This window comes from Victivallis sp. Marseille-Q1083 (genome assembly GCF_903645315.1).
GTDB lineage: Bacteria > Verrucomicrobiota > Lentisphaeria > Victivallales > Victivallaceae > UMGS1518.
Genome location: NZ_CAHJXL010000002.1, coordinates 178,699 through 193,953, shown reverse-complemented (window position 1 = coordinate 193,953; position 15,255 = coordinate 178,699). Strand labels below are relative to the sequence as shown.

11 protein-coding genes and 1 pseudogene are annotated in these 15,255 nt (G+C 48.4%); 5 read left to right on the top strand and 7 right to left on the bottom strand.

From position 1 onward, the window contains the following. Positions 1–204 precede the first annotated feature (204 nt). Positions 205–1,632, bottom strand: a complete 1,428-nt coding sequence (locus HWX74_RS16850) for a DUF4832 domain-containing protein (RefSeq protein WP_176014754.1) — start codon at positions 1,630–1,632, stop codon at positions 205–207. Between the two features lie 5 nt (positions 1,633–1,637). Continuing rightward, entirely contained in the window at positions 1,638–3,356 is a 1,719-nt protein-coding gene (locus HWX74_RS16845) for an FAD-dependent oxidoreductase (protein WP_176014753.1), read from the bottom strand. A gap of 417 nt (positions 3,357–3,773) precedes the next feature. Here HWX74_RS16845 and tyrS point away from each other — a divergent pair, with 417 nt between their 5' ends. The 3 genes from tyrS (at position 3,774) to HWX74_RS16830 (ending at position 7,882) form a co-directional block, all read left to right on the top strand. Then, positions 3,774–5,060 (top strand): tyrosine--tRNA ligase, encoded by a 1,287-nt coding sequence (gene tyrS, locus HWX74_RS16840; protein WP_176014752.1) that lies wholly within the window; start codon positions 3,774–3,776, stop codon positions 5,058–5,060. A 177-nt stretch (positions 5,061–5,237) separates the two neighbouring features. Next, positions 5,238–6,911, top strand: a complete 1,674-nt coding sequence (locus HWX74_RS16835) for an acyl-CoA synthetase (RefSeq protein WP_176014751.1) — start codon at positions 5,238–5,240, stop codon at positions 6,909–6,911. 185 nt (positions 6,912–7,096) lie between these two features. Continuing rightward, on the top strand, positions 7,097–7,882 hold the full coding sequence (locus tag HWX74_RS16830; RefSeq protein ID WP_176014750.1) for an IS4 family transposase: 786 nt from the start codon (positions 7,097–7,099) through the stop codon (positions 7,880–7,882). Here HWX74_RS16830 and HWX74_RS16825 read toward each other — a convergent pair. Then, positions 7,879–8,698 (bottom strand): IS5 family transposase gene (locus tag HWX74_RS16825; protein WP_217704961.1). Its coding sequence is split into 2 segments (ribosomal slippage): positions 7,879–8,305 and positions 8,304–8,698, totalling 822 coding nucleotides; the frame shifts between segments, so codons are not numbered across the junction. The two genes, HWX74_RS16830 and HWX74_RS16825, sit on opposite strands and share 4 nt — an antisense overlap. Before the next feature lie 128 nt (positions 8,699–8,826). Between HWX74_RS16825 and HWX74_RS20335 the strand changes: the two are divergent. Then, positions 8,827–9,165, top strand: a pseudogene (locus tag HWX74_RS20335) (transposase); the annotation flags it as partial. A 327-nt stretch (positions 9,166–9,492) separates the two neighbouring features. Beyond that, a complete protein-coding gene (locus HWX74_RS20755; protein ID WP_176014748.1) occupies positions 9,493–9,723 on the top strand; it encodes a transposase in 231 nt (76 codons plus the stop codon). A 77-nt stretch (positions 9,724–9,800) separates the two neighbouring features. Here the strand turns inward: HWX74_RS20755 and HWX74_RS16810 are convergent, their stop codons facing one another. The 4 genes from HWX74_RS16810 to HWX74_RS16795 form a co-directional block, all read right to left on the bottom strand. Then, the gene (locus tag HWX74_RS16810) at positions 9,801–10,841 is read right to left on the bottom strand and encodes an IS630 family transposase (protein ID WP_176014747.1); all 1,041 of its coding nucleotides are present in this window, start codon (positions 10,839–10,841) and stop codon (positions 9,801–9,803) included. Positions 10,842–10,880: 39 nt separating this feature from the next. Further along, positions 10,881–11,060 (bottom strand): hypothetical protein, encoded by a 180-nt coding sequence (locus HWX74_RS16805; RefSeq protein WP_176014746.1) that lies wholly within the window; start codon positions 11,058–11,060, stop codon positions 10,881–10,883. A gap of 106 nt (positions 11,061–11,166) precedes the next feature. Next, positions 11,167–11,469 carry a hypothetical protein gene (locus HWX74_RS16800; protein ID WP_176014745.1) on the bottom strand — a complete coding sequence of 101 codons (303 nt, stop codon included), beginning with the start codon at positions 11,467–11,469 and terminating at the stop codon, positions 11,167–11,169. Between the two features lie 831 nt (positions 11,470–12,300). Then, the gene (locus HWX74_RS16795; RefSeq protein WP_176014744.1) at positions 12,301–14,493 is read right to left on the bottom strand and encodes an RHS repeat domain-containing protein; all 2,193 of its coding nucleotides are present in this window, start codon (positions 14,491–14,493) and stop codon (positions 12,301–12,303) included. Positions 14,494–15,255: the final 762 nt, after the last annotated feature.

Genomic DNA, 15,255 nt, shown 5'->3' with positions numbered 1-15,255 from the left:
TAAAAATAATTGTGAAGATCACATACAATTATGTAAATTCATAAAAAGCAAAAACAGCTTCTCAATACGACCATTCGACGGGAAATCAACTTAAAATGGGAAGCGTCTTATTTACAACAATGAACGCCATCTGCTAATTGCAGGGTACGTTACCGGGACCGCCCGGCAATCTTCTTGCATCAAAAAACCGGCGGCCGGCCGACATCATTCGGCGGGCACAGTCAGGCATCCGATTCGATAACGCCGTTGTCCGTCGTTTCCCGGATACGGCAAAGCATAAACCGGCGTTCCGTCGAGCCGGCCGACCGAAACGAACACCTCATATTCGCCGGGGGCCAGGCGCGGCGCCAATTGGTTGATCGTGAAGCGGACGGCACGCTCGACCGGGACGGCTTTACCGGGCTCCGCCGGCTCCAAGTTCCTGCCGTTGAATTCATCGACCAGCACGGCGGCGATGCCGCCTTCGCCATCTTTCAACGTGAATGACACGAATGCGTCCCGATAACAGGGCGCCACTCCGACGTTGGCAAAATCATAACGCCAGACCGCCGGTTCTCCCGGCCTGACCGTATCCGGGTATGCGATTTTCGGCAGATTGAAACGATACCCCAGCCGGCGGTTGATCGCCCGAACGGCCTCCTTCTCCTTCTCCCACAGCTCATCCGGCCAACCGTGGATCGACAGATAACTGGCATGATATTCCTCGACCGCTTTTTTCAGCAGCTCACTGTCCCAGCAGCCGCGTTCGACCGAACCGGCAAAATGCTCGTGCTCCAAGACCACCGGCAGCGTCGGCCAGAATTGCTGCGCCAGCCCGGCATGAAACCAGGCCCGGTCCCCGCCCTGCACCAGAATCGAATCGTCCCGCAATGAGACGTTTTGCGAACGGGCATACCGCATCAACGGAAAATCATCGCCGGGGCGTTCGGCGCCGATCACGTCATCGGAAATCACCAACTGGGTACGGGGAAAATACTTTTTATGCAAATCGAGATGGATTCCGGCCAGGCGGACATTTTCCGCGTCATCAAGCCGCTGGCTGAAACCGGTGTGGCCTTCCCCCCAAGTCCCGAAGGTGCCGACATCGATGAACGCCACATTGGGATTGTCGTCATAGCGCGCGCCGGCGGCGGCAAGAAAATTTCCCAGTTTTTCCAGAAAAATCGGATCGTCGAACACCGGGTCGACATATTCGCCGGTCGCCTGGGGCCCCTCCCCGGGCGTGAAACGGACATACTTCGCCCCGGCGTCGAAAACCCACTTCGGCGTCGGATACTCCAGCCAGCTTTCCGCCGTGGTGAACCGGAACGCCACCTGTTTGCCCCCGGCAATCCAACGCTGCGCCGGCGTATCCAGAATCGACCACTCAAAGTGTCCCTCTTCCGGTTCAATGAAGGCCCACGGAATCCGCAAATAAACCACCGAACAGCCTTCAAACCAGTCCAGCGTATCGGCAGGCGCCAGTCGGCTGCCGTAATTCCAAGTCTGATTGGAATAAAAATGCATCGTCCAGCCCATATCCGGATTGATCAACGCTTCGGCGTTGTCCGGCAATTCCACGACGGCGCCGGACAATCCGCCCGAAGCCGCCATCATGCCGGCCGCCAGCCATCCGGCCCAGCACTTCGCCATCGCAATCACGGTTCCTCAATGACCTCGAAAGAAAAAATCCCGACCGGCAACTCCCGCCGCGTCTCGCCGATCACCAGACGTACCCCGACCACCGGTTCCGGCAGGTCGATTTTCACCAGCCGCCGGCGGTTGTCCGCCGCCTGGAACAACACGAACCAGACGCCGTCCGGCCGGCAACCGTACAACGTGAACGATTTGACCAGCGTTTCCGGCACCGCATAATGCGGCACATCCAGCGGAAAAGACGCCACCATATTCAACCGCGGCTGGCGGGCCAGATCACTGTCGAACACCACCCGAACCCGACCGGACCGGGGCCCGGCAAACGTGTACTCCGCCCAGTCGCCGGCCCCGGCAAACCAGGCGTGCCCGCGATCCCGCTCTTCGCCGTCGCGCAATTTTTCCGGCGCGCCGGCGGATGCGGTCAACACCGCCTGTTGCGTCATCTTGTCCGCCTCCCGTTTCCTGCCCGGCAGATAACAGTCGTCAAGCAGCAGCATCTGCTGAAGGCGACCGATCTCCCGTTGATATACTTCGCGGGGCAGCAGGCCGCCGGGAACCGCGATCGCCGCCGCCGTTCCGACCGCCTGCCCCAGCAAGGCACAGGTGGCCATCACCCGGGTAGAGGTCAAGGCGGCATGGCTGACGCTGATGTTGCGGCCGGCGAACAGCAGATTGTCGATATTTCTGGAATACAGGGAGCGGAACGGAATCTGGTAGGGCGAATGCACCGGATGATTGACATTGGGTTCGCCGCGATGGTAAAAACCGGCCGGCGGATGATTGTCCATCGGCCAGCCGCCGAACGCGACCACGTCGTCGAACCCGTCGCCGCGCTCCAGATCTCGCTGCGTCAAGATATAATCGCCGACGTAACGGCGGCTCTCCCGCTTGCCGGGCAGGAATCCCACCCACTCCAGCACCCAATTGTCCGCCTCATGGTCGCCGCGATTTTTGATATGGTCCCAGATGCCGTAAGCGATTTTCAACAACTCATCCCGCACCATCTCGGTGTCGGCAATCGAATCGCCGTCGCCGCCGAGCTCCAGATACCAGAAATTCTGATAAAATCCCAAGGCATGATCGCGGCCGATCGCCTCGTCCGTCTCATAGACATAGGCCCATTCCGGCGCCACGAACGGCTGCGGACGGTCGGTTTCGCGGGCCTGCAACAGGCAGCTCATCCCCATCGTCCGGTGATCGGCTTCCTTCGGCTCGATATCTTCCCCGAATTCCGCCCTGCTCTCCCGGCCGAAACGGCACTCCGCCCCGGTCAACGGCGCCAGAATGCTGTCGCCCGAACAGTCGGCGAACAGTTGCGCCTCCACCTGATGGAACTGCTGGGTGGTGCATTGCCAGCCCTTGATCGAACGAATGCGCGAACCGGCCATCTCCGCCGCCAGGCAGGAACAATTCAACAACAGAGTGAGGTTCGGCTGAAAACGTACTTTTTCATAAAGAACGCTGTCCCAGACCGCATAGCTCGGGTAGCTGTTCCGGTAGAGATTTTCCAGCAGAATTTCCTCGACCAAACCGCTCTCCGGACAACCGGCCGCCCCGCACACCCACATGCGGATTTCACTGGAAGCATTGCCGCCCAGGACCGGCCGCTCGTGCATCAACAATGTCTTCACCCCGCGCCGGGCCGCGGCAATCGCCGCGCACATTCCGGCCAGACCGCCGCCGACCACACAAAATTCGACCTGATGTTTCACCGTTTCCATCTCGGTTCCATTCCCTTTTCGAATTGTTCCATTCAGAGTTGACAGCAGAAAAAATAACCGGCCCCGGTCGAAAATGCAATGGCAAATGGTTGAAATCGATTATTTTTTCCAAGGAAGGGTTGACAAAAATCCAACCGGTGAGTATAATAAAACAGTTTTATATGAGAAATGCAGGAAATCTTGTTATGCTTTTGGAACGATATTATGACGCTTATCCTTACGCTTACCTCCGTTGCGGAGAGCGTCGAAGTCTGGCGGCATAATTCTTTTTGACAAGCGGCAATCGGGCGGACGCGGCAAAACGGCGGACCGCCTTTTTTATTTTTACCGACCCCAAAAACGATGCCGCAAACACCTCAAAGAAAAATGAAAAATGATTGACAACCAAATCATGAAAAAGGGAAAGATCATTCAAAAATGAGCATTTACGATGAATTGCGCGATCGCGGTTTCATCTACCAGGAGACCGCGCCGGAGACCATCGCCCGCAAACTGGCCACCGAAAAAATCAGTTTCTATGTCGGCTTCGACCCGACCGGCAGCAGTCTGCATGTCGGCCATCTGCTGCCGATCATGGCCATGCGTCTGCTGCAGAAAGCCGGCCACACGCCGATCGTCCTGGTCGGCGGCGCCACCGCCCAGATCGGCGATCCGTCCGGACGGATCAGCGCCCGGCCGGTCCTGACCAAGGAGGAAGTGGCATGCAATGCCGAATGCCTGAAAAAGCAATTGTCGCGCTTTATCGCCGTCGATGCCGGTTCGGCGCACTTCGTCAACAACCTGGACTGGTTCCAGAGCATTCAATACATCGATTTTCTGCGGGAAATCGGTTATCGTTTCAGCGTCAACCGGATGCTGGCCCAGGAGTCGGTCAAACAGCGGCTGGAAAACGGCCTGTCGTTTCTGGAATTCAACTATTCGATCATGCAGGCCTACGACTTCTACATCCTCAACCGCGATTTGAACTGCCAGATGGAGTTCGGCGGCCAGGATCAATGGGGCAACATGGTCGCCGGCGTCGAGCTGGTGCGCAAGATGACCCAGCAGGAGGTTTTCGCGATGACGTTCCCGCTGCTGCTGGACGGCAACGGCAACAAATTCGGCAAAACCGCCGGCGGCGCCAACGTCTGGCTGGATGTCGACCGCACCAGCGTTTTCGACTACTATCAGTTCTGGCGCAACTGCGAAGATTCCCAGCTCGCCAAGCTGCTCGGTTATTTCACCACGCTGCCGGTGGATGAAATCAAACGGCTGTCCGCCCTGGAAGCCCCGGCCATCAACCGGGCCAAGGAGATCCTGGCCTATGAAGCCACCTGCCTGGCGCACGGCGAAGCGGAAGCGCGCCGGGCCTATCTGGCCGCCGGCGGCAAATTCGGCTTTGCCGATCCCGAACACCGCATCGCCACTTCCAGCCGGCTGGCCGAAATCAATGAACAGGCGGCCGCAACGGCGGAACTGCCGACCGTCACCCTGCCGGCCGCTTCATTCGACGGCGACGGTTTCTGGGTAGTCAAACTGCTGATGGAAAGCGGACTGGCCAAAACCAACAGCGACGCCAGGCGGCTGATTCAAGGCGGCGGCGCTTATCTGAACGATCAACGCATCGGCGATCTTCAACTGATGGTCAAGGCGGCCGACTTCCGGGACGGCGCGCTGATCCTGAAGGCCGGCAAGAAAAATCTGAAACGGATTCTGCTCGGCTGAGGATTGCCGTCCCGTTCCCCGGCGCAAGACATTGCGGCCGGGGATTTTCCGTTTTCGGCATTGCAAAAAAATCCGGAAAGTGTATTTTATAACCGGGTAAATAACTTTGGGAGCCGCGAGCCAAGAACCACGGCACGATCGAAATCGCGTTTTAAGGATATTTATAGGATATTTATCATGAAAACAGAAGAGTCAGCCGAGGCGAACGCTTCCGGCAGCACCTTACGCAGCCAGTTTCCGGTGGAAGTTCCGGATATTTTCAATTTCGGCTATGATGTCATCGACCGCTGGGCGCAGCACGATCGCAACAAGCTGGCGATGATCTGGGTCAATCAGCAGGGCGCCGAACGCAAATACACCTTCAACGACTTCAGCAAGCTGTCCAATCAGGCCGCCAATTTGCTGCTCAAAGTCGGCATTACCAAAGGCGACCGGGTCTTCCTGATGCTGCCGCGCATTCCGGAGTGGTGGATTTTCTCCCTGGCGCTGATCAAGCTCGGCGCCGTCCTGTGCCCCACCCCCGTGCTGCTGACGCCGGCCGATCTTCAACAACGCATCCAGGTCGGTAAATTCAAAATGGTGATTACCGACCTGGAAAATGCGCCGAAATTCGATGAAATTTTTGAAGAATGTCCTTCGCTGCAGAGTCGTCTGGTCGTCGACGGTCAACGCGCCGACTGGATCAGTTATCCGGCAATGCTCGACAATCCGTCGCGGCTTTCCCGGCATGAAGTCAAAACGCCGTTCCGGATTACAACCCGCCGGGAAGATCCGCTGTTGATTCTCTTCACCTCCGGCACCAGCAAGACGCCGAAAATGGTCCTGCACAGCATCGGCTATTCCCTCGCCCACCGGATTACGGCGCAGCTCTGGCACGGCCTGACTTCGGACGATCTGCATTTCTCCCTGACCGATACCGGCTGGGGCAAGAATTTATGGGGCAATTTTTTCGGCCAGTGGCTGATCGGCTGCTGTGTGTTCATCTACGACATCCGCGGCAAATTCCATCCGGATGAAATTCTGCCGCTGCTCGAAAAATATGAAATCACCTCGTTCTGCGCGCCGCCGACCGTCTACCGCATGCTGGTGCTGGCCGACCTGACCACCTTCGATTTCAAAGAACTCCGGCAATGCACCGCCGCCGGCGAATCGCTGCAGACCGAAACCATCCGGCTCTGGCGTGAAGGAACCGGTCTGGAATTGCGCGAAGGTTACGGACAGAGCGAAACGGTCTGCATGATCGCCAATTTCGTCGACATTCCGGACCGGCCCGGTTCGATCGGCAAGGCGGCGCCCGGCTGGGAAATCGAATTGCACGACGACGACGGCAAACCGGTCGCGACCGGCGAAGAGGGCCGGATCGCCGTCAAAATGACGCCGCAGCCGCCTTACGGCTTGCTGACCAAATACCTGAATCCGGAGGAAAATGAAAAATCTTTCGTCGCCGGTTACTATTACACCGGCGACAAAGCCCGGATCGACGAGGACGGCTACTACTGGTTCATCGGCCGCAGCGACGACATCATCAAAAGTTCCGGTTACCGGATCGGACCGCAGGAGGTCGAAGAGGTATTGATGCAGCACCCGGCAGTCAATGAGGTCGGCGTCATCGGTGTCCCCGACCCGCTGCGCGGCGCCAAAGTCAAGGCTTACATCGTGTTGAACCCGGGTTTCGAACCGACCGACTCGATGGTCAAAGAGCTGCAAAAGCATTCCAAGCAGTTGACCGCTCCTTACAAATATCCACGCGAAATCGAATTCGTCAAGATTCTGCCGAAAACATTTTCCGGTAAAATCCGGCGTGACCTGCTCCGGCGGCATGCGACGACCGGGGAAAATAATTGGGGATAAACCAAAACACCGTCCGGAAGTCCCGTTCACCGGGCTTCCGGCGGCAAAGCAGTGCCCGGCCGGCTTGGGCAAGAGGCTTTTCTTACGTGAAAAAATTGGCCCTCTAACCTCAATACTGCTTACTTAATTCTTGAAGATTATTGATTTCATGCTATATTATCTTCATAGACAACAGGAGATTCGATATGGCACGAACCCAAGCGCAGTTGGCAGATAATTTTCGCGAGAGTGACTTTTTAACCTTGGCCTCATTGCTTGGGGTTGTTCCTTTTGAAGCCCTTTGCAATGCACTGACCAAGTGCGGACTTGCGACGCAACGTTACCGCAAACTGCCACTGGAATTGATGGCTTATTATGTTATTTGTCTTTCGCTGTATTCAAGCATTTCGTTGCAAGAGGTTTTGCGCTGCATTCTTGAGGGCTTTGACTGGCTGAAGATAAAAATGCCTTGCGGCGAGATCAAAGGGCGAGGAGGAATTTCACGTGCCAGGAACCGTTTGGGGTACAAGGCAATGCAATGTTTATTCGAGGATGTTTGTAAACCCCTGGCCCAGCCGGATACCATTGGCGCCTTTTATCGGGGATGGCGTTTGATGGCAATCGACGGCACAACCTTTGATTTACCGGATGAGCAGAGGAATCATGATTTTTTTGGCCGTCCGCCATGCTCCCGCGGGAAAACCGCATTTCCGCAATTGCGCATGACAACTTTACTTGAAATCGGTACGCGTGCGATTATTGGTGCGGCCCATGGGCCTTATTCTGAAGGGGAAAATACTCAAGGCAAACGACTTTTGCCGCTCCTGCAAAAGGATATGCTGCTACTTGCTGATCGTGGCTTTGGTTGCTATCCGTTCTTTTCCGAATGCATCAAAACTGGCGCATCGTTAGTGTTTCGAATCCGCAGCAATATGAAATTTGCAAAAGAAAAAATTCTGCCGGACGGTTCTTTTTTAAGAGCCTATCCCTAAATAGAACCTAGTTTTCGAAATATTATAATGCTTGCTGCCAATTGAAGTAATGCCTCATAGGATGCATTCGTCTTTTCATATCGAACCAATAATTTACGAAATCGATTGAGCCAGGAGTGAGCGACTTCAACAATCCATCGTCTGGCTTTATAGCCTTTTTGAATTGCAACTTTCTCTTCCCCGCGAGGTCTGATGTGAGGCGTGTAGCGATATTTTTTCATGACTTCCTCTGATTTTACGCCGGAATAACCGGCGTCAGCGCAAAGGTTCTGCTTGGTACGCCCACGAGGTTTTCGGACTCGATTCTTCAAGACTTCCTCAACTTGCGTGACATCATGTCGATTCGCTCCGGTTACGACGATTGACAACAGGACTCCACGCTCGTCGACCAGAATGTGACGTTTGGTTCCATTTTTTTTCCCGATCAGTAGGATTCGGTCCTACTGTTTCTTGGGCTGTCGGAGCTTTTGTCATGGCTCCGTCGATACTTTGCCATTTCCATGCAATACCTTCCATATCATCATATTCGGCAAGACCTTTCTTCCAAAGTTTGCGAAAGAATCCTGCTTCTTCCCATTTGCGAAAATGGCGATGAACACTACTGGAGCTACCGTACTCCTTGGGCAATGCCTTCCATTGGATGCCGGTGCGGAGGACATACACAATAGCTTCAAAAATCTTGCGAGATTCCATCGGTTTGCGTCCGGCTCCACGTCGACGCTGATACTCTTTTTCCGGATCACGCCTGGATTTGGGAATCAGGGGGGCTACTTTGCTCCAAAACGCATCGGATACTTCCCAAGCTTTTAATGCCATATCCACCTCTCTGTTGCGGTTGAGTAAATATAGCATATTTTTATTGAATTTCAACTGCTATTTAGGGATAAGATCTAAGTACGTTCTATCCTGGCGCGGAACAACGCAAGAAAACCAATGGCATTCCTGTTCGAGTAATTGAATATGCCATCAAAGGCTCCAGCGAAAAATATCGCTTGATAACCAGTATTTTAAAAGAGGAAGACGCTCCGGCTTCGGAACTTGCGGCTCTCTACCACGAGCGCTGGGAGATCGAATTGGCTTATGATGAATTGAAGAATCATCTGAAGCAACCAGGAGCCGCCTTGCGAAGCAAAACCCCGGAATTGATTATACAGGAATTGTTTGGATATCTACTTGCGCACTATACGATTCGCAGCTTAATACATCAAGCCGCACGGAAAAATAAGGTCGATCCAGACCGGCTTTCCTTTATCAATGCGGTACGAATTCTGTGCAGAAAAATCACTGCTGCTCATTTTCCCCTCAAACCACAGGAAATTGAGTATATTCGCGAAGCAATCATTCAGGAAATTGCGGCAACAACTGCCTGTTCTTCTCGCGGGATTACACGAGAACGGGCAGTAAAACGCAAAATCAAAGGATGGAACATCAAGCAGGAGTTTTCATCCAAGACTGCTCCGCATGAATGCTTTATTGATTAAAGTAAGCAGTATTGCTGCCAACCTGAATATTGCATAAATTATTCCAGAACAAAGAAGCAAAATTTTGCTGAAAGTGTTCGACAATCCGACAACGTGAAACACTCTTTTCCGGACATGTTTCGGTAAAGAGTGTTTGCGCTGGTTGCGGGCAATGAAGATCTCAATGACCATCATGAATTACGAAACGATCCGTTGATTCAGGCCGTTGTCAGTCGTGACCGGCTTGCCACTCCGAGCACTTTGTGTCGATTCGAAAACGGAGTGGAACGTCAGGCCTGCATCGAATTGAGCCGATTATTTGTCGAATTTTTCCTTGAGAGCTTTCTTGCGCCGCCTCGTGACAGGAAGGTAAGTCTTTAAAAAAGTGAAACGATGTTTGTGAATCGTACCTCGTCACCAATCTTGATGATGATGGACAATATTGTGCCGGCAACTAACTAACTTGCATATAAAACAGTCTTGGAATGGAATAATTTCTTGATTCGTTCCGGCTGTTCAGCTATCATTTCCATATGTTGCTTGGCATGTTCGGTTATTTTTCCTTTGGCGCGCCCCAAGGGCTTGTTGCTCAGATTTGATTTCAAGTCGCGGTTGAGATATTCATCCGGGTTCAGGTCGGGACTGTAGCTCGGCAAGTAAAATAGCCTGATGAAAGCCGCGTTTTCCTGCAGAAAACCAGTCAACGTTTTGCTGTGGTGAACCCGCAGGTTATCCAGAATCAAATACACTTTCCGCTCATTTTGACGAATCAGACGTTCCATGAATTGGATCAGGAGTTGAGCTGTCATCGTTTCGCTGTAAAACATGAAATGAGTTTTCCCCTGGTTGGTAATCGCGCTGATCATATTAACTTTTTCGCGTACCGGATTGACTGCTTGCACCGGGGGGTTGCCTTTCGGCGCATAACTGCGGCCCTTGGCCTCGTCATTGCGAATTCCTGTTTCATCCCCCCAAAAGATATCCGCATCTTCTGATTTTGCCAGCTTTTTGATTCGGGGATACTCCTCAATCAGCCATTTTTGAACGTGCGCCTCATTGCGCTGATAAGCTTTCTTAACTGGTTTTTGCGGCGTAAATCCCCAGCGTTTCAAGTACTCCCCCATGGTTCGGACTGGTATTTCGATTCCAAACGAAATCTTGATGTGCAACCGTACCGCCTGACGAGTCCAGAGCGCAAATGGCAATTTTAACTGATCCGGACAATGATCGACCAAATCTTTCCGTATCTTACTCTCTTCATGCGGAAGCAGACGGCGTCCAAAGCCGACTGGACGACCGCATTTCTTTACTTTCAAAGCAGACAAGCCGCTTTTTTTCCACTTGCTTATCCACTTGCCCACCGTGTTGCGGTGCGCTCCGACGATTTTTCCGATTTCTGTACAATTATTACATTTGCCGCTTTGATACAATCTCACGGCCTGCTTGCGCCGCTCTTCAAGAGCGACCTTATCGAGTTTTCGGGCATCTTGAGTTTCCATGATGATAATATACACCATCAAGCAAATATTGCACGTATGTTAATTGCCGAATCTATAATATATCATCCCAAGCCAAGTTTGAGCATATGGCTCTCCTTGCGCAGCTGATTTTTCAAGCAGAATAAGGCCTTTTTCATAATTTATATCCTCAGGAACGGTTCCTTTTAAATAATATGAAGCTGCATATAATTGATTTATAGGATTATCACTATTTTCCAAATCATCAATCCATACGCGCGATACACACGATGTCAACAATAACATTGATATGGTACAGTTAATGAAAAACAGATTTATTAATATATATTTATTCATTTTTCTTCTTTTATTTTAATAATATTATTTTCTTTCTATAGTAATTTTTCCAGTTGGTTCGATTAACTCCAGTTGGATTGACTTTTATCGTGCCAATAATATGCAGGAATTCCCCGTATGGGCCAATAGGATATGAATATATTGTATTTACTTCACCTCCATTAAAGATGATTTCTCCATCTTCAATTGTAAATGATGTTTCTGCTTTATTATACCAATCATCTTCATTATGAGATATAGATGTGGAAATTATCACCTCATCATTTTTACATGACATAGAAGTTACGAAGAATGTCCTTTGTGTCAAAAACACCAACCTCATCTCCTCGTATAACAGCTCCTACCCCATAACCAAAATTCATAATGATCAAAAAAATAAATTGATGATATTATATATGGAGCATAATTTGTATCAGATAAATAACTTACTACTCCAATATCCTGCGGCATCCATAAATCCCCTTTTTTGCTAGGTGAATTGTGTATATAAGTAAAGATTATAGTTCTATTGATCAGAAATAAAATAAGCTGTATTTTTAATTTTACATTGAGGATATACAGTTACAAGTATTAAGACTTTTAAGTAATAACTGCATCCATAATAATTAATGTTTTTCCAGGATGATTATAATTTTTATTTAGGGTGAAGGTAACATTATAATAATTGCAAATTGAATTATTCCCATAAAAAAAATTAACAAAAAATATGGCCAAAGATTCAACTTTCTTAAGAACAATGCTCGCAATTAGACAAGGAAGTGCCGTTGATATTGCAAAAAAAATGTTTCATTCATTGAACTAAAGAAATAAAACCTAACAAATTCTTCTACTAACATAATTAAAGGACTCAACAGTAAAATTAAGCATGGAGCGATAGCATCTTTGTGCTTTGATTGTATACATAGTAAAAACAATACTACAAAAAATGCAATTATTGTTGGAAGTAGTATAAAAGATAATAATGCGCTAAATGAAATAACATTAGATAAATTCAGATTATGAGGTGTTTCACACCATAAATGAATTATCCCAGTGACCATTAAAAGGGTAAAAAATAAAAAAATAAATGATATAAATGTAATAAATTCTTTATTCTTAACATAATAAATCATAATCAAATCTTTCTATGTTTTATCAACGATAATTATTTATGGTTACGAAAATATAAAATAGGTTTAGGTTCTCTTCCTGGACCATATTCTCTAACTCCGGGAGCTCCCGGCCAAAGCCCCCGTGTATCCGGATCAAATGGTGCAGTCAATCCACTATAATCAATCCAATAACAAGCTTGTCCTGTACAATTTCTCCCCCCTAAAAAAGAGTTATCATAGGAAAAATCAGTTGGATTTGTTCTTGTATTATTTATTGCTTCATCGACTAATTCATAGGTTGCCGGACAAGCTCTATATTCATATGAATTCGCTGGATAGGAAATAAATCGGAGACTTCCATCCCTATTTGTTCTAATACTGTCATCCTTAACTTTACCTACAGAATGAATTTGCCCTAATCCCCCTTTGGATGGATGGAATCCAGCAAATTGAGTGGGCGTTTGTATCCAAGCATGTCCTGTCCACGCAGATAATGAAATCCCCAATGGCATAATATGAATTGTTACTGTTCCTATTTCATTCGGACAACATTGGCGACCAGCATCATCAATTACTTTATCAACGGGTTGATTATTTTCACAACATGACACCACCGGGTCAATAAAAGTTTCTCCACAACATTGGATTAACCCTAACAGATCAATATTAGATGTAATGCTATTTTTTAACATCGCATATAGATTTAATCCTCCATATTCATTAATTGGATCTTTTGATATCCAACGTCCTAATACGGGGTCATATTCTCTGAAATTGTAATAGACCAAACCAGTTTCCCTGTCGGTATACTCGCTGCTCCAGGTAAGGACATTAGTATTTGCATAAGCTCCGGAAGATTTCACCAGTTGTCCAAAGGGACTGTATTCATAATGCGCGACTATCGTGCCTGCAGAGTCCGTCAGATCGGTCACGTTCTTATTAGCATCGGTATGATAGAAATAGGTTTTATTGGCTGCTGCATCGAAAACCGTCAACGGAGCATCAAGCATTACCGGCTGCCAGACATAACGCCGCAGGACGGCATTGTTATTCAGTCCATTGAGTTCTTCGATCAGCTTATAGCCATCGTAAATAAAGCGGATATGGCTGGTCAAAGTATTGCCGTTATAGACTTTCTTTTCAATGCGTCGCCCCATGTAATCGTAAGCGAACTCTAATTTTGCGGTACCTTTTTCGGCTTTGACCAGCCGGTTCTCGGCGTTCCAGGTTTGCGTCCAGCCGTCGCGGGTCAGCATATTGCCGTCGGTGTCATAGGTCGGATTCTGAACTGTACCTGCTTGATTCAACGCTGAATATTGGTTGAGACTGTTGGCGGTATAGGTCCAATTAGTGCCGGCCAGGCCGGCAGTCTTACGGTTGCCGATTGGGTCGTAGGTATAACTGTAACTATAGGAAGCATTGTTGTTCGACGAGGCGCCGGTCAGTTCGGAATAGCTGTTGTAAGTGTAACTCAAAACATCTGCAGCGGTGAAAGCGCTGCCGCTGCGGTTCATGCTGGTACGACGTCCGAGCGCATCATTGTTATATTGGAATGTGCTGATGGCGCCGTTGGCAACTTTGGTCAACAGATCCCTGGCTGTTTCGTAAGTGTAGTTGGTCGGCACATTATTCGGGCGGGTCATTGAAGCGATCAAGTCACTGTTGGCAAGAAAGGTATAATTAAAAACGCCGGCCGCGGTAGTCACTTTATTCAAGCGGCTGTACTGGTCGTAACCATAGGTATACAGATTGACCGTACCGATGTTCAATCCACTGTAACTTCCCTTTAAGCCGCTGGTGGTATAAACGCGATTCAACTCTTTCGTATAGATACCACTGATTAACTCCTTTTGCAAGGCGAATTGTACATTATAAGTAAATGTTCTGGTCCCGGTGGTATCGACAACGGTCAATGGTTGCCCGAGACGATTGTAGGTATAGGTGATATCCGGCGTGGAGTCGGAATAATCAATCTTGTGAAGCTGTCCGAAAATATCATAGCCGTAAGTGGTTGTTAACGGTTGTCCAGCGTTCACTCTTGCCCATGTACGGGTCAATAGTTTTCCATCCGATGAGTTGTTCCAATTTGTACCAGTTCTATAGGTTTTTCGTTGGATTAATTGTCCGGAATTACTATAAATAAATTCGGTAGGATATAACAAATCACCCCATATCTTTGGTAGTTGTTTCATATTGTTATATAAAAAATAGACTTTTTGATTCAATGAATTTTGGATATATTTCAAATTTCCAGAAGTGTCATAATCACAAATTACAGTATGACCAGCAGTATTTTTTTATATATGTATTTTCCCTGTTTTTCCTGCACCATTAACAAAGTATGTGATTTCTTGTATGCCGATTCTTGGAATTTTCTTGGAAATCTCTCTCCAATCTGTCATAATTATAAGTAGTAATCAAATCAGAAAAATTTTTTTGAGAAACTAAAAGACCATTTATATGTATATATTGTTCAGATTGGTTATATCCATATTTCACATTATTGACTGTTTTTTTCTTTGTTTCACGATCAATTATAATATTTTGTATTGAAGTATTTTTGTAAATATCTATCGAATAAATTTCTGGTATTTATCTTATTAAAAAAACCTAATAATTTTTACTTTATTTTGTATAGTTTTTGTGGTAATATTGCCACTATAATTTCCATAAATAGACTGTATGCTCATTAGAAATCAGCAATTATTTTCTTTAAAATATAATGTCTGTTAATATGATCCTATTTGATGAAGTAATGGTAAGTGTATCATCATTATTACCATCCCATCCTAATTGTTCTGTAATGATTGTGTCGTTGAAGCCAGAAAACTCAACCTTAATCTTACGAGTTAACATATCATGATATTCCTTTGTCCAACGGGGACTGCCAGCAGCCGATATTGGTTATCTTCCATATCTGACCGTCTTCTGTAACTCCGTAATCAAAATAATTCGCGATCTGAGCATTGCCGGTTATGGAAGCAATTTGCCCATCGCAAAACGTTTCA